Source organism: Paraburkholderia sacchari (genome assembly GCF_000785435.2).
Taxonomy (GTDB): domain Bacteria; phylum Pseudomonadota; class Gammaproteobacteria; order Burkholderiales; family Burkholderiaceae; genus Paraburkholderia; species Paraburkholderia sacchari.
This window is the reverse complement of the sequence record NZ_JTDB02000001.1, coordinates 693,186-713,137: the sequence shown is the minus strand read 5'-3', so window position 1 is coordinate 713,137 and position 19,952 is coordinate 693,186. Positions and strand designations below refer to the sequence as shown.

Below are 19,952 nucleotides of genomic sequence, written 5' to 3'. Positions count from 1 at the left end.
GCTCCTTTCACTCTCTGTCCTGCGCGAGACGCGCACATATCGCACTGATCATCAACTGGCTCGACCGTGCGCCGGGATCGATGTGCCCGCGCGCACGCTCGCCGAGAAACGACGCGCGCCCCTTGGTCGCGAGCATGTCGCGCGTGGCGCGCATGCCCTCTTCGGCCGTCAGCGGCAGCGCATCGAGCACGGCTTCGGGCGCCGCACTCCCGTCGGCTAGTTCCACGAAGCGTGACGCAACGGGGATGAGCACGTCCATCATCGTCTTGCTGCCAACGCCGGCCTTGCCGCGCTGGGCTACGGTGTCGACACCCGCAGCGAAGATCCGCGCCGCGTCCTCCACACTCATTGTGTCCGCGTTCTTCGCGGCCTTTGCCATGCCGTGCAGCAACGAAAAAAACAGCGGCCCCGACGAACCGCCGACCGTCGACAGCAATTTGGAGGCGGCCTGTTCCAGCGCGGGCGCAAACGCCTCGGCCTCGATATTGGCGCGCATCGCAAGCAGCGCATCGACGCCCCGCAACAGGTTGAAGATATGATCGCCATCGCCAATCTGCTGATCGAGCGCGGCGATCTCGTCCGTGTGTTTCTTTAGCGTCTCATGCGCGGCCTCGATGCACGCCATGACCGTTTTCCCGTTCATGCCGGAATCCTCCTGCCATCGGAGCGGAAATAGAGAAGGCTGCGCGCAGGCAGCGACACGCCGACTGTTTGCCCAGGCGTGAAATTGCGTTCGGTCATCGTTGTCGCGACGATGGCGGTGCCGTCGCGCTCCATGATCAGCAAATGCCGCAGCGGGGAATATTCAAGCACGCGAAGATTGATCACGTCGCGCGTATCAGGCGCGTGCAGCACAATGTCTTCAGGCCGGATCGCGACCGTCGACGTGCCGGCCGGCATCGTGGAAGGATCGAACAACATGGGCGGCAGCAAGTTGATCGGAGGCGAGCCGAGACGTTGCGCAGCGCCTAGCGAAGCGGGATTGCCATACACTTCGCGCGGCGCCCCCATCTGCACGATGCGTCCATGTTCGAGTATGCCGATGCGATCCGCAAGCGTGGTCGCCTCAACTTGATCGTGCGTCACGTAGATGATCGTCGCGCCAATCGTGCGATGCAGACGCTTCAGTTCGATCCGCAACTCCTCGCGCAACTTCGCATCGAGCGAGGACAGCGGCTCATCCATCAGAAACACCTTGGGCTGACGCACTAGCGCGCGTCCGATGGCGACGCGCTGCATCTCGCCGCCCGACAGATGCGTCGCCAGATTGCCAAGTTTCGACTCGATATGCAGCATCTGCGCGACCATCTGCACGCGCGCGGTGACTTCCGCCTCGCTCACGCGCCGCCGCGGGGAGCGCAGCGGAAACGCCAGGTTGCCAAACACCGTCAGATGCGGGTACAGCGAATACTGCTGAAAGACGAAGGCGACGTCCCGGTCCGCCGGATGCATGTCCGTCGCCGCGGCACCGTCGATGAAAATCTCGCCTTCGTCGGGGCGTTCGAGACCAGCGATGAGCCGCAACGTCGTGGTCTTGCCTGCGCCGCTCGGCCCGAGCAACACGACGAACTCGCCCTCTTTCACGTCGATCGACACATCATCCACCGCGACGATATCGCCGAATCGCTTCGTCACGCCATGCAGGCGAATCTCAGACATAAGCGCCTCCGTTGCCGCGTCCGTTGACGGCCATCTGCCGCGCAGCGCCGGGCAGCAGCACGCCGCTGGATGCGTCGTACATGAGCGTGTGCTCCTTGTGAAACGACAACCCGACTTGCGCCCCCGCCGCGCGTCCTTCTTCCTTGCCGACCCGCACGCGCACCACGCCGAGCGCAGTTTCGACGACCAGAATCTGATGCGAGCCGAGATACTCGTCGGCGATCACGCGTCCACGCAACGCACTGCGCTCGTCGATCACGACGTGCTCGGGCCGCACGCCAAGCAGCGCCTTCGCGGCGGATGCAACAGTGCGCGGCACGGACACGGCCACACCGCCGAGCGAGACCGATTCCACGCCCGCTTCGACGCCGCCGTCCACGGCCAGAAAATTCATCGGCGGGCTGCCGATAAAGCTCCCAACGAACACGGTCGCCGGGAAGTGATAGACCTCATGCGGCGACGCGGATTGCAGCACCTCGCCGCCGCTCATCACAACGATGTCGTCGGCCATCGCCATCGCTTCGCGTTGGTCGTGCGTCACGTAGACCGTCGTTGCGTTGAGCGCATTGTGCAGCTTGCGCAACTCAAGGCACATCAGTTCACGGAAGTCCGCGTCGAGCGTGCCGAGCGGCTCGTCCATCAGAAAAGCCTTCGGGTGCCGGACAATCGCGCGGCCCAAGGCGACGCGCTGACGATCACCGCCCGACAGCCCGCCCGTCTTTCGGTCCAGCAGACTTTCGATGCGCAGCATATGCGCGGCCGCATCGACGCGCGCCACGATCTCGCGGCGCGAGATGCCTTCGTTCTTCAGTGGAAAGGCGATGTTGTTACGCACAGTCATATGCGGATACAGCGCGAACATCTGGAATACAAACGCAATGTCGCGTTGACGCGCCCGCAATCCCGTCACATCTTCGCCGTCGATCAGAATCTGGCCTGAGGTCGGCAGTTCGAGCCCGGCAATCATGCGCAACGTCGTAGTCTTGCCGCAGCCGGACGGCCCGAGCAGCACGACGAAGCGGCCGTTGCTCACGGTGAGATTCGTGTCGTGCACCGCAGTGAAGGCGCCGAAGCGTTTATGAAGGTTGGAGAGAACGATCGTCGACATGGCTCACTCCGGGAAGTGACTGGTCACGACGAAAGCCAGCGCACCCACCAGAATCACGGGAAACGACCAGGTGTAGAGACCGACCGTGAATGGCTGGACGAGCATCGCAATTCCGAGGCCGATAAGCACGGTCGATGCGCCCTCACAGTAACGCCGTCGGAACAGGCGCCGGCGCGGCATGGCGGGTTGGGCTTTCATTTGCGCACTGCTCCAAAGGTGATCCCGCGCAACAGATGCTTGCGCAGTACAACGGTAAAGATCAGGATGGGCAGAACGAACAGCGTCGTGGCGGCCGCGACGGCCGGCCAGTCCTGTCCGCCTTCGCCGATGATGAACGGAATGAACGGCGGCATCGTCTGTGCATCGCCGCTCGTCAGCAGCAATGCGAACGCGTACTCGTTCCATGCAAAGATCAGACAGAAAATGGCCGTCGCGGCAATGCCCGTGATCGCCTGAGGCAGCACGACCTTGACGAAGGCCTGCAACCGCGTATATCCGTCGACGAGGGCTGCTTCCTCATATTCGCGCGGGATTTCGTCCATGAATCCTTTGAGCAGCCACACCGCGAGCGACACGTTCACAGCCGTATAGAGCACGATCATGCCGACGTAGCTATCGGAGAGGCCGAGAGCGCGATACATCAGATAGATGGGAATCGCGACGGCGATGGGCGGCATCATCCGCGTGGACAGAATGAAGAACAGCAAGTCGTCGGCAAGCGGGATCTTGAAGCGCGAGAACGCATAGGCTGCGAGCGTGCCGAGAAATACTGCAAGGAAGGTCGAGCCGAAGCCAATCACGAGCGAATTGACGAAGCGCGGCAAGACTTTCGACGGCCCCGCAATCACCATATTGCGCTTGCGCACATCGCGGTCATACCAGGTTTGAGCGGGCGGCAAGCTCGCGATGAACTCGGGCGTCTGCCGCGAGCGAATCGTGAACAGATTCACATAGCCCTCCATCGACGGGTGGAAAACCACGACGGGCGGATAGGCAACCGCGTCTTCCTGCGTCTTGAAGCTCGTCAGGATGATCCATACGATCGGCAGGGCCGCAATCAGTGCGTAGGCGATCACGATGAAGGCGGCGAACGTCTTGCTGCGCGGCGATGCCGCCACCACCGACTGTTGAAGTGCAAGGTCTGTCATCGCTGTTTCACCCGGTTGAGTGCCTTCACATAGATATTCGCCGCGCCGAAGACCACCACGAACAGGATGATCGCCAGTGCGGACGAGTACCCCGTCTGCCACTTCTCGAATGCAGCGCGCTTGAGCGTGATCGACACAGTTTCCGTTACGGAGCCCGGGCCGCCCGATGTCAGCAGGTTTACCATGTCGAACATCTTGAAGTTCTCGATACCGCGAAAGAGGATCGCAAGCATCAGGAACGGCAGGGTCATCGGCAACGTTATCGACCAGAATTGCCGCCACGGAGAAGCACGGTCCACTTCGGCCGCTTCGTAGATGTAGTCCGGAATCGAACGCAATCCCGCGAGACAGATCAGCATCACGTACGGCGTCCACATCCACGTATCGACCATCACGATGGTCCACGGCGCGAGCGGCACGTCACCAATCATCTGAAAAGAGTTCGGCGCAATGCCCGTAAAAAAGCTGACGATGTCGTTGAAAAGTCCCGTTTGCGGTTGCAGCAGGAAGGTCCAGAAGTTGCCGACCACAGCGGGCGAAAGCATCATCGGCAGCAAAATCAGCGTGGTCCAGAAACTATGGCCGCGGAACTGCCGGTTGATCAGCAGCGCGAGCCCGAAGCCGAGCAGCACTTCGAGCCCGACCGACCAGAACACGAAGCGCGCCGTCACCTGCATGGCGTACCAGATGTCTTCGTCGGTGAGTATGTCCGTGTAATTCTCGATGCCGACATTGCGCGCAGGCACGCTCGGCATGTTCGACTTGAAGTTCGTGAACGACAGCCGCAATGCCCAGATCAACGGAAAGATGTTGATGGCGAGCAGCAGCACGATAGTCGGAAGAATGAACAGCCACGCGATCGTCCGGTCCGACAGCCCACGCAGGCGCGCGGCAGCACGCGTCTGCGCTTGCGTCTGCAATCCTTCCGGAGGAAAAGGCTTGTTTGCCAACATGCCTGACTCCTTGTTGTCGCGGACCGACAAAATTGATCGGCTTGCCGGTCCGCGCGTTCATGTGCGGTGACGCTAGTTCTTCCCTTCGGCCTTGAAGACCTTGTTCCAGTCCTTGACGAGCAGATCGAGCGCTTCTTTCGAGGTGCCTTTATCGGCAACCACATAGTCGTGCACGCGCTTTTGCATGTCGAGCAGCAACTCGGCATACGCAGGCTCGGCCCAGAAGTCTTTGACGATCGCCATCGACTTCAGGAATGCGGGCGCAAATGGAGCGCTCTTCGGAAAGTCCGGCGCATCTACCACCGACTTCGCCGCCGAGTAGCCGCCGAGTTGCCACCACTTCTTCTGCACGTCGGCCTGCGCAAACCACTTGATGTATTCGAGCGCATCGGCCTTGTGGTCCGAGTACGACACGACGGAAATGCCTTGCCCGCCGAGCTGCGTGAACTGTTTCGCTTCCTTTGGATTGACGAAGAAGCCGATCTTGTCGCCGCCGACATTCGGGTCCTTGTACAGTCCGGGGAAGAAAGCAAACCAGTTCATCTGCATCGCGACCTGGCCAGACTTGAACGCATCTAGCCCTTCCTGCATGTAGGCGTTCGTCATGCCGGGCGCCGTGCAACACTTGTAAAGCGCCTTATAGAATTCGAGCCCTTTGATGGCGCCTGGCGAATTCACGAAGCCGTCCAGGCGATACGGCTTCTTCGGATCCTCGTATTCAAAGCCGAAGTTATAGAGCATGTTGGTCACGCCCATCGTGATCCCTTCCGAACCGCGCTCTGTGAAGATATACACGCCATACACGGTTTTGCCGTCGATCTTTCGGCCCTGAAAGAACTCGGCTGTCTGCTTGAGTTCATCCATCGTAGTGGGCGGTTCGAGTTCGCGCTTGTACTTCTGTTTGAACTCCGCACGCAGTTCCGGCCTTGCAAACCAGTCCTTGCGATACGTCCAGCCGACGGCGTCCGCCATTGCGGGCAGCGCCCAATAATTCGGCGTGTTCTTTGGCCATTCCGCGTAGCCAACGACGGTCGCCGGCACGAAGTCGTTCATCGAAATCTTGTTCTTGTCGAAGAAGTCATTGAGCTTCACGTAATGCCCATTGACCGCGGCACCGCCAATCCACTGACTATCTCCGATGATGAGATCGCAAAGTTTTCCGTGCGAATTGAGTTCATTGATAAAGCGGTCCGCGTAGCTCGTCCACGGCACGAACTCGAATTTCATCGCAATGCCGGTTTTCGCCGTAAAGTCTTTCGACAATTCGACGAGTGCATTGGCGGGGTCCCATGCGGCCCAACATAACGTCAACTGCTTGCCCTGCGCGTATGCCGCCGATCCGAAGCTCAGCCCCAGCGACGTCAGCAGCGCCGCGATTACCCTTGCTGTCGTAAGACGTATCATGTCTCTTCTCCTTGTCTCCGTCGGGTCTCCACTCTGATGACAGACAGCGCCCATGCGCCGGACGCTGTATTTAGCGCTCTGGCAGACTCAGCGAGCCGTCCGCGTGTCGCGAGCTTCAGGCATGCGCATTCTCACGAAGATAAATACGGGTTTCCGGCGTGGGAATGGCGAGCACGCCGCGCACGTCGTTCAGTAAATTGATGGCGGCGAGCCCCGCGCAATGGACGATGCCGCGCACATCCTGATCGAGGATGACGTCGATCGCCCGCTCCGTCAGTTGCGCCCGCGTGTCGGCCGTGCACTCGTGGCCGATCAGCACGACCCGCGACTTGTCGCCCGATTCCTGCAACGCCGATGCGATGCCGGAAATGCCACCGCCCGTCACGTAGACGCCGACGAGATCGGGGTGCCCCGCCATCAGCCCTTGCACAGCGAGACCGGCGCTGTCGTCGTCCTCGGCGAAGTCTGGCTCGGTCAGCCAGCGCAGGTTGCGAAAGTCTTCCTCGAGAACCTGGGAGAAGCCCGTGCGACGCTCCAGCTGATCATGCAAACGCGAGGACGCCGACAGCACCGCGACCGTGCCGATGCGCGCGCCCACGAAGCGTCCCATCAGCAGACCCGCCGTTCTTCCAGCGATCCGGTTGTCGACGCCGACATACGCAGCCCGCGCACTCGACGGTAAATCCGAAAAGACCGTGACGACGGGCACATTCGCATCGGTCATGTCCTGGATCATTCGCTCGACCCACGGGTAGTCGAGCGGCACGAGCACGAGCGCGTCATAGTCGATCAGTTGCTGTGCGAGCGATGTTACGTCGCGCTGGCTGGACAGGTCGCAACGATAGAACGACGAGACGAGACGATGCTCGCGAAAGAAGCTGGCGGACAGCGCAATATCGCGCTCGACCTGATCGAGAAAGCGGGAATTGATTTGCGGTAAGACGAAAGCGACCCGGAATGACGTGGTTTTCGCCGGCCGGCCGCGGCTTGCGCGTTCGTCACGCAACGTGGCCAGCGCCAGATGGACGCGCTCGGCTGTCTCCGGACGAACCCCCTGGTCGTCGCGCAGCACACGATCGACCGTGGCCACGCTCACGCCGGCACGACGCGCAATCATCATACGTGTAGCCGGCATGAGTCTCCTCCGGTGCCAGGCGAAGAATCGTTTTGTTAACCAAAGATAGTTTTTCGAACACGAAATGCAAGCTTTTTTTACGCGTTAAATGCGTCAACCTCGCAAGCGTGATGCATTCAGGCCAGCACAATCTCGCCAATGTGGGGCGCGAGCAGTTCGCAGCGGCTCAAATCGAAGGCGGCGGGTATCGACTACGACCAACTCTCGCGCCTGGCGACTGAACTATCGCCCGCGACTGTCGCGATGGTCGTCAATCAGAGTTCGGTTTCAACACCGACGGTGATCTGTTCAGTCTCGTGGCGCTGCCGTCGCAGCACGCGGGGGCCATGCAAGCTTTACGCGTAACGACTACAACGCTTCGTGCCGGAACTGGAAGGTTCATGTGGCACCTCGCTTGCTGCGTGTCCAGGCCAATAACGCGATGCGCGATGCGCGATGCGCGCCGCGCGTGGCGGCCAAGCATGACTTCCGTACATCGACGAGCACAGGTGCGTTTGATATCTTTACTTTCGACAGTCGTATCGCGCTCGCATAATCGTCTGCCCTTGGACACACTAGCCATGTGTTCATTGACCTGTTCCCGTCATATCGCCCTGGTATAAGGGGCTCCTTTTTGACCGCGCTTTTTATAGGCATACCTGTCTTTAGCGAGCCGTCCTTTCCAGGAACATTCGGAACATGGCAACCGGTACCGTCAAGTGGTTTAGCGATTCGAAGGAGTTTGGATTCGTAACGTCGGACGGCGGCAGCGATGACTTGTTTGCTCACTTCTCCGAGGTTCAGGGAGCTGGCTTTAAATCCCTTCATGAAGGCCAGAAGATCAGCTTTGAAGTCAAGCAGGGCCCCAAGGGAAAACAAAGCGAGCGGGACCCGGTCGTGCCACCACCGGGGGGCACATCATGAAGAGAACATACGAGCGCCACGGTTTCACGCTTGAGGTAACAGTCGAGTCGGATTTCATCTTTCGGCCGACTGAGCGAACGATCGTGTGCGCGGACTACGTCGTGATGGTCCGCGTAATTCGCGACGGTCAGGTCGTTGCGATCCTTCCGCCAATCAGGCTGGGCACGGTGGACGGTCAGCCCTTCGCCTCGGAAGCCGATGCGTTGATGAGCGGATACGGTGCGGGCCGCAGGATAGTCGATAATCTACCCAGTAAGGAAATCACTCACCCACATGACTGATCGCGTCCGCCCATTGCGCGGCGATCGAACGCGTGCGCATAACTAACTGACCGACCGAATCGCAGCATCTATCGACGCACAATGAGTTCCGCGCCATTAGCAACGCGCGCGATGCCTCGCGAATCACATATCGCGTCTGCGAACCGCGAAGCGTAAGCGAATAGCGAAAGAGCCGAACGTGGTGAGGTCACGGCAGTGGCTTCGCCGAACGCCGCTGGCGTCGAAAAAAATTCCACAGCATCGCGGTCGCGTCGGGACCTTTGCCGGAATGAAACGCTTCGCGAGGGTCGCCGCCGCTCCAGGCATGGCCCAAGCCCCGAACGATGCAAACTCTAACTACGAGCCGCCCCGCCGCCCGATAGTCCGTGTAATCGACCGCATCCCGGCTATATGTCCTTCGCTCGCCAATGCGCAGGACGCCTTGCGCATCGATCAACCGGTTGAGGCGCGCGAATTCGATGGCAAGCTGCGCAGCATTTTGCTTCGAGACAACAGCATCGAGCTCCCCATGGACAATGATGGCCGGCATGCCCGGATGGCGGGCGATATCGACAGCCGCCTCTATGAGGCGCAGCGGGTCTTCGCGGCTGCCGCCACGCATCACGCGCATCGCAGTCATGGCGGAGCTCGCGGCGCCAAACACCGGGCCCGAATGCAGGCCAACGGCGGCGAAGCGCTCTGGATAGTGAACCGCGAGCACTGCGGCGAGACCCGCTCCTGCCGAGATCCCGGCGAGATAGACGCGCTCGCGGTCGAAGCCGTGCGCCTGGACGATCTCCTCAACGAGCGACGCAACAGCAGGCGCCTCGGAATGCGCCAGATTCTCGTGCCAGTGCCAGCAGCGGTGCGCGTGCGCGGTCTTTGCCTGCTCGGGAATGAGCACTGCAAATCCGGCGCGCTCCGCGACCCGACAGATGCGTGTGCCGGCGGCGAACGACTCCGCGGTTTGCTTGCAACCATGCAACATAACCACGAGCGGTATGTCCGCCCAGGATGTCACGGCGGCAGGCAGATACAAAGCATACGTCAGGTGGTTGACGAGCCGGCCGGGCAACGTGGGCGCGGAGTGAAACGAACGCACCCACCGCCCCGCAGGGCGAGTCAAAAGCGGGTGGCCAGGATGTGGTTCGCCGGTACGCTTCGGCGCGGGCGTACGAGTGGCCCTGACCGTCGTCGGCTTACGCGCGACCGCTTTCCTGTTCTGTCGCGCTCCCGCTGGGCGGAAGAGCAGCTCAAGGCATCTGAGCCAGACGCCGGTCTTTTTCCTTGGCATGGGCAAACGCATTAAGCCATATCAGATGCTGCTTTTCTCCGCTCTGCCGGGCGTCTGCGTTGACGCACGGATGCGCATGATGGTTTGAAGCGGGCCACGACCGCCAGCAGGTCGTCGGGCAGCATGGGCTTTTTCAGGTCGGCGTTAACGCCGGTATTCTCGGCCTGCTGGATTTCCGCCTCGTGACCAAAGCCGCTCGGCGCAATCCAGGCGCCAGCGCAATATGCATTTACTGTGCCGGCTCGCGGCGCGAGATGTCGAGCAGGCTGAATCCGAATCCTATAGACGCTGTGATCCTTGCGGGTGGCCCTGGTCTTTCTCCGCGATCGGGGTCGAGGCTTGCCGTCCGGCACCCCAATCACAAAGGTCGGCGCGACGGTCAGCGGCACATGACTTGCTGACCGAAAGTCGCCTCAACTCGACTTATGGAGCAAACGATGAACGAAGACAGGATCAAAGGCCAGTGGAAACAGCTGACCGGCAAATTGAAGGCCCGGTGGGGCAAGCTGACCGACGACGATCTTGCAGTAGCCGAAGGCGACAGCAAATATCTCGTCGGCAGGATCCAGGAGCGTTACGGGATCGCGCGTGACGACGCCGAGCGACAGTTGAAGGACTTCGACAGCAGGTTATGACCTCCACGCGCGCGCCGCCGGCAGCGGCGGCGCGCGCCCCAGAGATTCGCTCGATGTCCTGTCACCCCTGGAATGATGCGTGCGAATCCGTATTCCGCGCTTCGCACCAGAGCGTCATGATCGCGCCCCTCGTTTGACAGGATTCCCTCGCAAACCCGCAACCGGCAAATCGGCAACCGGCAGATGGCGCAGGCAAGAATGCCCGTCAACTTGCCATGCACTTGCGGTCTGCACGTCCAATCGATGCCGCTAGCTCGGCTCCCAGCAGGAACGTCACCGCCGAAAAATACAGCCACATCATCAGGACCGCAAGCGAGCCGGCCGCACCGAATGCGTCGGCCGTTCCGGCACGAGCGAGATACAGGCCGAAAAAATGGCGGCCGATAGAGAACAACACGGCAGCCACAGAACCACCCCATATCGCATGTCTGGTCGTCACCCTGGCGTCGGGCATGAATTTCATCAACGCCGCAAAGGCGGCGGCCAGAACGACCAGCGTGAGGACCGCCTGAGCCAGCTGTGCGATGACGACGAGGGGAGAATCGCCGAACAGATGATCCCCGACCCACTGAACGGCCGCATCAAGCACGAGCGAGACGACAAGCAGAAAGCCCACTCCCATGACCATGCCCAACGACATCAGCCGAGCCCGGATGAGCATCGTGACACTGCTGCGGTTCTTGAGCGCAAGCTCATCGAAAACGACATTGAGCGCCGAGTTCAGCGAGGTGAACGTCGCGGACGCACCGATAGCCAGCAGCGCCAGTGAAACGAGAGCCGCGAAGCCACCCTGCCCCGAGCGATGAGCGTGCGCGACGATTGCTTGAATGGCCGCCGCTGCGTCATTTCCCAAGATGTTGTGGATCTGGCCAAAAAGCCTGCCGCGGGCTGCATCCGCGCCGAGCACCCGGCCCGCGATGGCGAGCACAATGATCAGCGTGGGGGCGAGCGAGAAAGCCGAAAAGAATCCGATGCTGGCGGCGAGCATTGAACAACGGTCACTGCCAAAGCGCTCGACCGCATCCAGCGCAACGCTCCAACAAAACCTAAGGCTCGGGCGGCTGCGGGCGGAACGAAGTCGAGACCGTACTTTCATCGCGTGACTCCCAGCCCCGAAAGAATCTCAGTGAATACGAGAACTCTCGCAATCTGTATGCCCCGCGGCACGCCAGCCGGGACAGCCGGCCATGCCCGGTGCGCGGGCTCGCGGTATCGCGTGCACTAACGTTAGAAGCGCAGGGGTTCGAGGTGGTGAAATTAGCGACGCGAACCGCTCTCTGGTGCCTTCTCGTCTTTATATAGGCGCTGGCCCGGCCGAATCGATACCTGTCAAAGTAGCCAGGTATCGGGCCATAAATAAAGGACATGCCGTAAACCGTCGTGAAGGCGGCATTGGGGTGCAAGGGCGGCTGCTTGAAAGTCGACCAACAACCTGTCAAGCCAGAAGCGCGCGATCAGGTAAGTCAAGCGTCGAGGCTGATCGAAATCGCGCGGACAACGAAGACTCGCGGTGATTGACAGCCCTTCGTGGTCAGATGTGCCTAACGGGTTCTGCCTAACGGGTTCTGTCGCATAAACCAAGCGAAACAATCAAAGTCTATATGGAAAGGAATACTTACGAACCCAATGATATAACTTCCGGGCGGCAGACAGCGAGGTGTTGCCCGAACATTGCAGCTGGTCTTTCTGATCATATCCGCTAACCAAGGCAACGTGGCGCGTCTGGGTGCTAGGCAAGCACCATCCAGATTCGTTCTATGGATTCGCCCCACAACTGACGGACCATAAGAGCTCCGCACCTGCGGCAGCGATAGTGCTCGATGGCAACGCGACCTTCACACTGACCGATACCAACTAAAGTCATTTCATCATTCCCGGCGAGGCCCGATGAGCACCCTTCCAGTTCGACGCAACCTTCACAGAGTTCCATGGCGATTCTCCGGCGTCAGCGACCGGCCCATAATCCACCCGGGCAGTTGGTCCGTTGAAGACCACACCGATAGCCCAGCGCAGCGATGCGTGAGCAAGAACACTATCCGCCAAACGATGATGCGATGCAACAGGCAGCGCGGCAGCACCGTTTAAAGGGAACGGTCTGAATCACCGCGGTCTGAATGGAAGCCTTACTGCAGATTCCATAAAACAGTGAATCTGCTTCGTCGTCGACACTTCCAGACTTCACGCTGGTACACGTCATGCTTGCCGATCCCGATGCCGATTCACCCTTTGCACTCGGGAGACCCTGTCATGCAAACCGGACTCGCCACTGAGTTTTCGCACGTCAAGCCGCAGGACACCCCATTCAAAGGCGGTGGACTGCGCGACTTCTTCGTCTATCGCGACCTCGGGATTGCCGCAGCCACACGCGGCAAGGTGGTCGCGCAACTTGTCAGGGCGAATCGTGCGCCGGAGTTGGGCACAGGCTGGCACCGGCATGAGGCAAATTTTCATATCGTCGTGATGCTCAAGGGCTGGGCGCGCTTCATGTACGGCGAAAAGGAGACGCTCGTCGAAGCTGGCGACTGCGTGCATCAGGCGCCGGGCATCGCGCATTACCTTTTCGATTACTCGCCCGACATGGAGTATCTCGAGATCGTGAGCCCCGCTGACTTCAAGTCGATCGACGTGGAAGCACCGTGCGCCGTCCCCCCGCCAACGCCCTGGGAAACCGGCGCCACGCCGTGAAGCGCCTGCGCCGCCGATGAAGCAGCGTTACGTCGTGGGCGTGGCCGTGTTCCCTGCCATCTTGCAAGCGCGCTATCTGGGCTGCGTTTCCGCTGCTTTGGTAATGGCAGCGGCCGCATGCGCTTCGGCATCGAGCAGCGAGTGCAGCGTCACCTGATCGCTGCGCGCCGCTTGCCCCGACGCCGTGGTGCGCCGCGCGCGCGGCTCGTGGTCGTGGATGGTTGATCGCACCAACGGATAGATTTGCGTGTCCCAGCGGCGGCCGTTGAACACGCCGTAATGGCCCACGCCCGTCTGCACATGGTGCGTCTTCATGTAAGGGCGCAGTCCCGAGCAGAGTTCCTGTGCGGCGACCGTCTGGCCAACGGCACAGATATCGTCCTTTTCTCCTTCGATCGTGAGCAGCGCGGTGCGCCGGATCGCGTGCGGCTCCACGATGCGCTCGCCCACCTTGAGCTTGCCAAGCGGCAGTTCATATTGCTGAAACACCGAACTGACCGTTTCCAGATAAAACTCGGCGGCGAGATCGGATGTGGCGAAGTACTCGCGGTAGAAGCCGTTGATCGCATCGGCCTTCGCGGGATCGCCCCTTTCCCGCTCGTGCCGCATCTCGGCGAACGATGCGAGATGACGTTCCATATTCATCGACATGAACGCACTGAGCTGCACGAAGCCCGGATAGACACGGCGCTGCGCGCCGGGATAGCCACCCGGCACCGAACTGATGAGATTGCGCTCGAACCACTCGAGCGGCTTGCTGTTGGCGAGATCGTTGACTTTGGTGGGATTCACGCGGCAATCAATGGGGCCGGCCATCAGCGTCATGCTCGCGGGCTGCGCGGGATCGTTGTCGACCGCCATCAGCGACACCGCTGCGAGCGCCGCAACCGTCGGCTGGCAGATCGCCACCAGATGCGCGTCGGGGCCGATCCTGCGGATGAACGCCATCACGTGTTCGACATATTCATCGAAGCCGAAGCGGCCCGCCGCCAGGGGCACGTCGCGCGGATTGTGCCAGTCGGTGATATAGACGTCGTGGTCGGCGAGCATGGTACGCACCGTGCCGCGCAGCAATGTCGCAAAGTGCCCGGACATCGGTGCGACCAGCAGCACGCGCGGCTGCGACGTGGCGACGGCCTTGCGAAAATGCAGCAGCGAGGCAAACGGCGTGCGCTTGATGACCTCTTCCGTCACTGGCATGGAGACGCCGTCCACCTGCACTACGTCGATGTCGAACGGCGGTCGCGTGTGCGACAGACCCGCGAGCTCAACCGCCTCCCAGAAGGCATCGAGCGCGCGCACGTCGAGTCCGCACGCGAGCCTCGGCCACCCCGCGAGCGCCGCGCGCACGCACGACGCCGTGGTGCGCCATGGCCGTAGCATGTCCTCGAACAGCTGGTACGCGGGATAGGCAAACTGGTTCATGGGCTTCGCTCCCGATCCTGTTGAACGCGACGCGAAACAGGCAATACATATGCCAGAAGCGTTCACTGGCACAGTGCTTGCAATTTTCCGTCGATAGCGCTGCAACACCTGCGCGCGCTTGAGCCGTTGCCGTCGCGGCACACCGCTGGAGCATGGCCACGCGGTTCCCCTCTGCGTATTCGCCCGCTTCCTGCGTGCCGCAAAGTGGTGCCCCTCGCTAACATCTTCGGTGCATGGAAGGTGCGATGTACGTGTTCGGTGCACGCTGGAGCGGCCACCCTTCGCGCGCCGCTTTGCTTTATCACTGCGTCCTTTGCGCCCGGGAGTTCCGCATGAGCCAGACCAATACGACAATGACGATCAGCAGCCGCAACTATTCATCGTGGTCCATGCGCGGCTGGCTGCTGGCCAAACTTGCCGGACTCGAATTCGAAACGGTTACCGTGCCGATCGACAACGCTGCGGCACGCGCGGAACTGCTGCTGCTCTCGCCTTCCATTCTCGTGCCCTGCCTGCGCCACGACGGCATCGAGGTCTGGGACACGCTCGCGATATGCGAATACCTGAACGAAATCCGGCCGCAGGCGCAGCTCCTGCCCGCGGAGCGCACCGCGCGCGCGCATTGCCGTTCGGTCTGCGGAGAGATGCATTCGGGCTTCAGCGCACTGCGCTCGGCCCTGCCCATGAACCTGCGCGGCCACTTTCCGGGCTTCCGTGTCTGGTCGCGGGCGCAGGACGACATTGGGCGCATCGTGACGATCTGGCGCGAATGCCTGCAAAAATATGGCGGCCCCTGGCTCTTCGGCGAAATCGGCGCTGCCGACGCGATGTACGCCCCCGTCGTCACGCGCTTGCTCACCTACGACGTGCCGATCGATCCCGACATCGCCGAATACTGCATGCGTGTGCTCAAGCAGCCTCATGTTGCCGAATGGATTGCAGCAGCAAAGGCCGAAACCGAGGATATCGACGAACTCGACATGGAGTTCTGAGCGCCCCTCGGGGCTCCATGTTCTTCAGCAGATAGCCGTGCGCACCGGCGCGCAGCGCGGCCACGACGTCCCGTTCGTTGTCGGATACGGTCAGCACAATAATGCGCGCGTCAACGCCTTTCTCGCGCAGCAGCGCGATGAGCTGTACTGACCGATTCCACAGCCTTATCATTAGACATAACGATGCAAGCCGACGATCCACTGATGGCCTCCATCACAGATCACCGGATCGATCGCGCGCCCGTTACGCCGCTTTCCGATAGCCTATCGAGGGCCGTTCTTCGGCAGGCAGGAAGACGCGCCAGAAGCCGTCGTTGTGCCGGAAGAAGAAGAGCGCGCGAGGATAGGTCGGATGCGGGACCTCGACGCAGACGAACCGTGTGTTGCCCGCCGCCGTGCGGCCGAACCGTGTCACGTGGGCTGGCGCGGCCGGCGTCGGTGCCAGCCACTTCTCCACCAGCGCCTGCAGGCTTCGTTTCTGCGCGTTCATCGCTTGCATCCTTGCTTCCGTCTTGCTTCGTTCCGCCCCTCGAAGGTCCTGCCCGCACGGCATCGAGTTACTCATGCGGCCGCCCTGACGAGGTCGTCGGAAAGCCCAAACTGGCGCGCGATCGTCAGAAGCCGCTCACGCCACTCCCACCTGCCGAACACATCGTGGACGTTTTGCAGACAACTGAGCAGCTCGATTGCGACCGGGTCGTAGACGTTGATCCGCGAGCGAAGCAGCGCCTTGCGCAGCGCGGCGACACCCACGTCCATATACGCTGGTATTGCGTCCGATGACTGTTTGCCGATATAGCGGACCGGCACCCCTTCGATCGCGGTCGTGTAATCGGAGGGCTTGATAAGGCTGCCGACAGGGCATCCCCCGCAGTAGCCGCGATAAGCGCCGCCACCAAGTGGCAGCAGCGCCGCGCGGCCTTGGCAGAAAAGGTGCTTCACTGCCTGATCGAAGATCTGCTGATAGCTCAGAAAATCACGGCTTTTCATGATGCTGCTCCGCCAAATCAGTCAACGATTCGTGTCTCTAGTATGGCCGGTCGACAGCGCCTTGAAATCCACCAGAGGGAGCTCCCCCTTTGGGGGTATTGGGAGCAATCAACGCAGAAAGCCGTGACAGATTTGACGGCCGCCGGCAGATTTGCTCGCGCTGGCAGTTCGTCTGCACTTCGTTATCAAACAACTCCCCCAAAACGTATCGGGCTCCCCGTGCGACTCGTCGCGCTCGCATGAGGGCCTGACGCGATACGTCAATTCATCGCCGATCCCCAGCCCGTGGATCACCGAAAACGGCGCCCGCTAGTCGACGGACGATCCGCGCTGGCGACCGTTTGCGAGGCGACTAGCGGACAACTGGAAGCTGGTGCTCGAGAACAAAATGGGGCTGGCCGACGCGATCTGTGGGGCTTATGCCCGAACGGCTGTGCCGACCTGCATCGTGCACCTGATCCGTAATAGCCCAACTTCCCCTTTCATTGACTTCTCGAAATATTATTTCGCATAACAAATCATCTTATCGGCAAGCAAACAGATTTGAGCAGTGCAGCGAAAGCTGCACTGCCCGACTTAGCAGCGCTCATGCCATCACGGCGTGATATTGACGCTGAACCACTTCTGGGACAGTCTTTTCACTGTGCCGTCCGCGAGCGCTGCGGTGAGCGCGGCATCGAATTTCGCTTTCAATTCGCCGTCGTTTTGACGGAACGCGAGCGCTTCCCCTGGCCCCCAGATCGTCCCGCCGATCTTCGGCCCAACAAAGGCAAGGGACTTGTTCTCCGGCTGCTGGAGGACTGCCGCGAAATAGCTCACGTCATCGAATGCGACATCGATGCGCCCAGACGCGAGATCAAGATCGCGCTCCGGGGCCTTCTTGTACTCGCGAATAGTCGCGATGTCCTTGAAGTTCTTGTTGATGAAATCGGTGTACGCCGTGCCAATCTGAATACCGATCGTACGCCCCTTCAATGCCGCGCGCAGTCGGTCAACGGCGGGTTTGTCCCCCTTCGGTTCGCCGGTCAGCTTGAGCACCTCAGCGGGACCGCCAAGCGCCGACAGCATTTTCGGATCGGTGGAAACGAAAGCCCCTGGCGTCAATGCGTAGGGCCGCGAAAACGCGATCACTTTCTCTCGCTCCGGCGTAACCATGATGGCGTCCATCAATACATCGAATTTGCCTGCCCGCAGGCCAGGGATCATCGCATCCCAGTCCTGCGCGACCAGCTTGCATTCGATTTTGATGCGCGCACACAGATTCTGCATCAGTTCCGGTTCGAAGCCACCGAGCTTGCCGCCGGGAAACGTGATATTCCACGGTTCATAAGAGCCTTCGGTGGCGATGGTGACCGACGTCCAGTCTTTCGCCTGTGCCGACGCGGCCAATGTCATCGACACACCGCATACGGCTAATGCAACAAGCCGACCCAACATTCGACGCTTGATAAACATCATCAGTCTCCGCTCGTTATTTTCACGAATTAATTTCGTTATACATATTAATTTGATCAGAATATCAGGCCGCATTGTCTGGCATCGGTTACGCCGCCCGTCCGTAAAACCCGAGTTTCTCTTCGTCGCTAAAAACAACACCAGATTTTTCATAATAGGAGAAGACGGCAATCATCCTCTCGCGGTTTCCGCGGACGCTGGTGACACGGTGTGCCGTATTTTTGCCTCTGAACACGTTTAGGTTGCCGGCCTTGAGCCCGAGACTTTTGACATTCGCGTCGCGTCCCTCGAGCAGCCTCGCGACACCGTCGTAGTTCGGATCGTCGTCCGCCCGCAGATCGGATCGGTATTCGAATTCCCCGCCCGCTTCTGGCTCCTGCAACAACAACGTGGTCGTGAATTCTGCCCGGTCGAAATGCCAGTTCAGGGTCTCGCCCTCGCGGTACGACATGATGTTCACACGCGCCAGAGGATCCTGCATCACGTGAAGCGAACGCTTGCCCATTGTCGCAGCCAAGAAATGAACCAGAGGCTCATATTCGTAAATCGCCAACACGATACTCCCGGAAATCTGATCGGCGCACACGGTGTGGCTCACGGTTTCGACCTCGCGAAGTGCCGGGTGACCCGCATAGAGCTCCGGAATTTCAGGCTTGAAGTAGATGTTGTGCAGGCGCTTGTGGGTGTGGGACTGCGTATCCATCACAGGCCGAATCTCGGCAACCGCTTTTTCCGCCGCGCCGGGTAAAAGCAGTCCTTCCAGATTGAACATGCCGTTCTGTGCCAGATCGGCAATCGAACGATTGACCAGATCTTGCCATTCGGCGCTGCCAATTCGATCCAACGGGTATCGCTCGAGATTCAAAATGTGCTGCATCGTGGCCTCCTCAGGTAGTGAGACCATAAGATATTCTGAAAAAATCTTTCTTTCAACGGCACAAATTATTATCCTACCGATAGAAAAACTTATTCTGGAGACGTGAGATGTCGAGACTACCCCCGCTGAATGCGGTCAAGGCGTTCGAGGTGGCGGCGCGGATGGGGGCGTTCGCTTTGGCGGCAACTGAACTCGGCGTGTCGGCAGCGGCCGTGAGTCAACAGGTTCGAAATCTCGAGGACTATTTGGGTAAGCAACTCTTCGTCCGAACTGGCAATCGCATCACGCTAACCGATGCCGGTCTCGCGATTTACCCGCAGACGGCGCGCGCGTTGAATGATATCGCCGCCATGACCGTGCGTATTCTGGAGGGCGAGATGCGCATGCGACTCGTGGTCAGCGTACCAATGTCTCTCGCGGAAACTTGGCTTGCGCCCAGGCTGGCTGAGCTGCTCCATCTTTTTCCGCAGTTGGCGATCGATATTCGCGTGGAGGACGACCCAGTCGACGTGGTGCGCCAGGATATCGATCTCAGGATCAGTTACGGCGGCTATCATTACCCGACGCTTGCCGCTATCCCGCTGGTTCACGACGAGGTTCTGCCGGTTTGCGCTCCGGACTTCTGGTACAAGCATGGCAACAATGAATTCGACCTCGCGCAGATTCATGAGAGCCTGTTTATCCACACCAACTGGGGGCCGAATTATGCGTCTCATCCCACGTGGAGCGACTGGTTCGAGCAGTCCGGCACCAGCACCCATCCCGATCCTTCACGCGGGCGCCGTGTCGGGCTTTCCAGTCTGGCGATTACATCGGCGAGGTTGGGGCTGGGCGTGGCGCTCGGGCAGAGAGTCATGGCGCGAGCAGACCTCGAGGCGGGCCGGTTGATTGCCTTGTCGTCAATGTCGCTTAGACTGGGCCACCCCTACTGCGCTTTCGTTTCGGGCGCAAAGTCGGACCGTGCCGACATCAAGCGGCTGGTGGCGCTGCTCAGCGACAACGCAGAATCTCATTGAGGGTGCTTAGCCC

The 19,952-nt window shown here is 60.4% G+C and carries 22 protein-coding genes; 6 read left to right on the top strand and 16 right to left on the bottom strand.

Features of this window, described 5'->3' with window-relative positions:
- Nucleotides 1–7 precede the first annotated feature (7 nt).
- From dhaL to NH14_RS03190, 8 genes are all read right to left on the bottom strand, one after another.
- On the bottom strand, nt 8–643 hold the full coding sequence (gene dhaL, locus NH14_RS03225) for a dihydroxyacetone kinase subunit DhaL (RefSeq protein ID WP_035521565.1): 636 nt from the start codon (nt 641–643) through the stop codon (nt 8–10).
- A complete protein-coding gene (locus tag NH14_RS03220) occupies nt 640–1,659 on the bottom strand; it encodes an ABC transporter ATP-binding protein (RefSeq protein WP_035521567.1) in 1,020 nt (339 codons plus the stop codon). The genes dhaL and NH14_RS03220 overlap by 4 nt, the downstream gene beginning before the upstream one ends.
- Nucleotides 1,652–2,767: an ABC transporter ATP-binding protein gene (locus NH14_RS03215; RefSeq protein WP_035521570.1), complete on the bottom strand. Its 1,116-nt coding sequence runs from the start codon at nt 2,765–2,767 to the stop codon at nt 1,652–1,654. Before NH14_RS03215 ends, NH14_RS03220 begins: the two co-directional genes overlap by 8 nt.
- A gap of 3 nt (nt 2,768–2,770) precedes the next feature.
- The gene (locus NH14_RS03210) at nt 2,771–2,965 is read right to left on the bottom strand and encodes a hypothetical protein (protein WP_028213833.1); all 195 of its coding nucleotides are present in this window, start codon (nt 2,963–2,965) and stop codon (nt 2,771–2,773) included.
- Nucleotides 2,962–3,915: a carbohydrate ABC transporter permease gene (locus NH14_RS03205; RefSeq protein WP_035521571.1), complete on the bottom strand. Its 954-nt coding sequence runs from the start codon at nt 3,913–3,915 to the stop codon at nt 2,962–2,964. The genes NH14_RS03210 and NH14_RS03205 overlap by 4 nt, the downstream gene beginning before the upstream one ends.
- The gene (locus tag NH14_RS03200) at nt 3,912–4,868 is read right to left on the bottom strand and encodes a carbohydrate ABC transporter permease (protein WP_035521573.1); all 957 of its coding nucleotides are present in this window, start codon (nt 4,866–4,868) and stop codon (nt 3,912–3,914) included. Before NH14_RS03200 ends, NH14_RS03205 begins: the two co-directional genes overlap by 4 nt.
- Nucleotides 4,869–4,940: 72 nt before the next feature.
- Complete coding sequence (locus NH14_RS03195; RefSeq protein WP_035521575.1) at nt 4,941–6,272, bottom strand: ABC transporter substrate-binding protein; 1,332 nt, start codon at nt 6,270–6,272, stop codon at nt 4,941–4,943.
- 115 nt (nt 6,273–6,387) lie between these two features.
- Nucleotides 6,388–7,407 carry a LacI family DNA-binding transcriptional regulator gene (locus tag NH14_RS03190; RefSeq protein WP_176329251.1) on the bottom strand — a complete coding sequence of 340 codons (1,020 nt, stop codon included), beginning with the start codon at nt 7,405–7,407 and terminating at the stop codon, nt 6,388–6,390.
- A gap of 678 nt (nt 7,408–8,085) precedes the next feature.
- Between NH14_RS03190 and NH14_RS03185 the strand changes: the two genes are divergently transcribed.
- Nucleotides 8,086–8,310 (top strand): cold-shock protein, encoded by a 225-nt coding sequence (locus NH14_RS03185; RefSeq protein ID WP_052147767.1) that lies wholly within the window; start codon nt 8,086–8,088, stop codon nt 8,308–8,310.
- The gene (locus tag NH14_RS03180; RefSeq protein WP_035521581.1) at nt 8,307–8,591 is read left to right on the top strand and encodes a hypothetical protein; all 285 of its coding nucleotides are present in this window, start codon (nt 8,307–8,309) and stop codon (nt 8,589–8,591) included. Before NH14_RS03185 ends, NH14_RS03180 begins: the two co-directional genes overlap by 4 nt.
- A gap of 187 nt (nt 8,592–8,778) precedes the next feature.
- Here the strand turns inward: NH14_RS03180 and NH14_RS03175 are convergent, their stop codons facing one another.
- Nucleotides 8,779–9,864, bottom strand: coding sequence for an extracellular catalytic domain type 1 short-chain-length polyhydroxyalkanoate depolymerase (locus NH14_RS03175; protein WP_035521584.1), 1,086 nt, complete (start codon nt 9,862–9,864; stop codon nt 8,779–8,781).
- Between the two features lie 11 nt (nt 9,865–9,875).
- The gene (locus tag NH14_RS03170; RefSeq protein ID WP_152617051.1) at nt 9,876–10,253 is read right to left on the bottom strand and encodes a hypothetical protein; all 378 of its coding nucleotides are present in this window, start codon (nt 10,251–10,253) and stop codon (nt 9,876–9,878) included.
- A gap of 48 nt (nt 10,254–10,301) precedes the next feature.
- On the opposite strand from NH14_RS03170, the gene NH14_RS03165 reads away from it, so the two are divergent.
- Nucleotides 10,302–10,499, top strand: a complete 198-nt coding sequence (locus tag NH14_RS03165; RefSeq protein ID WP_035521900.1) for a CsbD family protein — start codon at nt 10,302–10,304, stop codon at nt 10,497–10,499.
- Nucleotides 10,500–10,704: 205 nt separating this feature from the next.
- Here the strand turns inward: NH14_RS03165 and NH14_RS03160 are convergent, their stop codons facing one another.
- Entirely contained in the window at nt 10,705–11,595 is an 891-nt protein-coding gene (locus NH14_RS03160) for a YihY/virulence factor BrkB family protein (RefSeq protein ID WP_035521586.1), read from the bottom strand.
- Between the two features lie 1,151 nt (nt 11,596–12,746).
- On the opposite strand from NH14_RS03160, the gene NH14_RS03155 reads away from it, so the two are divergent.
- Nucleotides 12,747–13,184: a cupin domain-containing protein gene (locus NH14_RS03155; protein ID WP_035521588.1), complete on the top strand. Its 438-nt coding sequence runs from the start codon at nt 12,747–12,749 to the stop codon at nt 13,182–13,184.
- A gap of 72 nt (nt 13,185–13,256) precedes the next feature.
- Here the strand turns inward: NH14_RS03155 and NH14_RS03150 are convergent, their stop codons facing one another.
- Nucleotides 13,257–14,609 (bottom strand): polyhydroxyalkanoate depolymerase, encoded by a 1,353-nt coding sequence (locus NH14_RS03150; protein WP_035521590.1) that lies wholly within the window; start codon nt 14,607–14,609, stop codon nt 13,257–13,259.
- Between the two features lie 332 nt (nt 14,610–14,941).
- Between NH14_RS03150 and NH14_RS03145 the strand changes: the two genes are divergently transcribed.
- Nucleotides 14,942–15,601 (top strand): glutathione S-transferase family protein, encoded by a 660-nt coding sequence (locus tag NH14_RS03145; protein ID WP_035521902.1) that lies wholly within the window; start codon nt 14,942–14,944, stop codon nt 15,599–15,601.
- A gap of 244 nt (nt 15,602–15,845) precedes the next feature.
- Here the strand turns inward: NH14_RS03145 and NH14_RS03135 are convergent, their stop codons facing one another.
- From NH14_RS03135 to NH14_RS03120, 4 genes are all read right to left on the bottom strand, one after another.
- On the bottom strand, nt 15,846–16,091 hold the full coding sequence (locus NH14_RS03135) for a hypothetical protein (RefSeq protein ID WP_035521904.1): 246 nt from the start codon (nt 16,089–16,091) through the stop codon (nt 15,846–15,848).
- A gap of 71 nt (nt 16,092–16,162) precedes the next feature.
- On the bottom strand, nt 16,163–16,591 hold the full coding sequence (locus NH14_RS03130) for a hypothetical protein (RefSeq protein WP_035521592.1): 429 nt from the start codon (nt 16,589–16,591) through the stop codon (nt 16,163–16,165).
- Nucleotides 16,592–17,185: 594 nt separating this feature from the next.
- Nucleotides 17,186–18,046 carry a transporter substrate-binding domain-containing protein gene (locus tag NH14_RS03125; protein WP_035521906.1) on the bottom strand — a complete coding sequence of 287 codons (861 nt, stop codon included), beginning with the start codon at nt 18,044–18,046 and terminating at the stop codon, nt 17,186–17,188.
- Between the two features lie 88 nt (nt 18,047–18,134).
- Entirely contained in the window at nt 18,135–18,923 is a 789-nt protein-coding gene (locus tag NH14_RS03120) for a HalD/BesD family halogenase (RefSeq protein ID WP_035521594.1), read from the bottom strand.
- A 107-nt stretch (nt 18,924–19,030) separates the two neighbouring features.
- Between NH14_RS03120 and NH14_RS03115 the strand changes: the two genes are divergently transcribed.
- Nucleotides 19,031–19,939 (top strand): LysR substrate-binding domain-containing protein, encoded by a 909-nt coding sequence (locus NH14_RS03115; protein WP_035521596.1) that lies wholly within the window; start codon nt 19,031–19,033, stop codon nt 19,937–19,939.
- Nucleotides 19,940–19,952 lie beyond the last annotated feature (13 nt).

What these genes read in the sequence shown, in the direction of transcription:
- dhaL (WP_035521565.1), bottom strand. Translation starts at nt 643, where the DNA reads ATGAACGGGAAAACGGTCATGGCGTGCATCGAGGCCGCGCATGAGACG.
- NH14_RS03220 (WP_035521567.1), bottom strand. Translation starts at nt 1,659, where the DNA reads ATGTCTGAGATTCGCCTGCATGGCGTGACGAAGCGATTCGGCGATATC.
- NH14_RS03215 (WP_035521570.1), bottom strand. Translation starts at nt 2,767, where the DNA reads ATGTCGACGATCGTTCTCTCCAACCTTCATAAACGCTTCGGCGCCTTC.
- NH14_RS03210 (WP_028213833.1), bottom strand. Translation starts at nt 2,965, where the DNA reads ATGAAAGCCCAACCCGCCATGCCGCGCCGGCGCCTGTTCCGACGGCGT.
- NH14_RS03205 (WP_035521571.1), bottom strand. Translation starts at nt 3,915, where the DNA reads ATGACAGACCTTGCACTTCAACAGTCGGTGGTGGCGGCATCGCCGCGC.
- NH14_RS03200 (WP_035521573.1), bottom strand. Translation starts at nt 4,868, where the DNA reads ATGTTGGCAAACAAGCCTTTTCCTCCGGAAGGATTGCAGACGCAAGCG.
- NH14_RS03195 (WP_035521575.1), bottom strand. Translation starts at nt 6,272, where the DNA reads ATGATACGTCTTACGACAGCAAGGGTAATCGCGGCGCTGCTGACGTCG.
- NH14_RS03190 (WP_176329251.1), bottom strand. Translation starts at nt 7,407, where the DNA reads ATGCCGGCTACACGTATGATGATTGCGCGTCGTGCCGGCGTGAGCGTG.
- NH14_RS03185 (WP_052147767.1), top strand. Translation starts at nt 8,086, where the DNA reads ATGGCAACCGGTACCGTCAAGTGGTTTAGCGATTCGAAGGAGTTTGGA.
- NH14_RS03180 (WP_035521581.1), top strand. Translation starts at nt 8,307, where the DNA reads ATGAAGAGAACATACGAGCGCCACGGTTTCACGCTTGAGGTAACAGTC.
- NH14_RS03175 (WP_035521584.1), bottom strand. Translation starts at nt 9,864, where the DNA reads ATGCCAAGGAAAAAGACCGGCGTCTGGCTCAGATGCCTTGAGCTGCTC.
- NH14_RS03165 (WP_035521900.1), top strand. Translation starts at nt 10,302, where the DNA reads ATGAACGAAGACAGGATCAAAGGCCAGTGGAAACAGCTGACCGGCAAA.
- NH14_RS03160 (WP_035521586.1), bottom strand. Translation starts at nt 11,595, where the DNA reads ATGAAAGTACGGTCTCGACTTCGTTCCGCCCGCAGCCGCCCGAGCCTT.
- NH14_RS03155 (WP_035521588.1), top strand. Translation starts at nt 12,747, where the DNA reads ATGCAAACCGGACTCGCCACTGAGTTTTCGCACGTCAAGCCGCAGGAC.
- NH14_RS03150 (WP_035521590.1), bottom strand. Translation starts at nt 14,609, where the DNA reads ATGAACCAGTTTGCCTATCCCGCGTACCAGCTGTTCGAGGACATGCTA.
- NH14_RS03145 (WP_035521902.1), top strand. Translation starts at nt 14,942, where the DNA reads ATGAGCCAGACCAATACGACAATGACGATCAGCAGCCGCAACTATTCA.
- NH14_RS03135 (WP_035521904.1), bottom strand. Translation starts at nt 16,091, where the DNA reads ATGAACGCGCAGAAACGAAGCCTGCAGGCGCTGGTGGAGAAGTGGCTG.
- NH14_RS03130 (WP_035521592.1), bottom strand. Translation starts at nt 16,591, where the DNA reads ATGAAAAGCCGTGATTTTCTGAGCTATCAGCAGATCTTCGATCAGGCA.
- NH14_RS03125 (WP_035521906.1), bottom strand. Translation starts at nt 18,046, where the DNA reads ATGTTTATCAAGCGTCGAATGTTGGGTCGGCTTGTTGCATTAGCCGTA.
- NH14_RS03120 (WP_035521594.1), bottom strand. Translation starts at nt 18,923, where the DNA reads ATGCAGCACATTTTGAATCTCGAGCGATACCCGTTGGATCGAATTGGC.
- NH14_RS03115 (WP_035521596.1), top strand. Translation starts at nt 19,031, where the DNA reads ATGTCGAGACTACCCCCGCTGAATGCGGTCAAGGCGTTCGAGGTGGCG.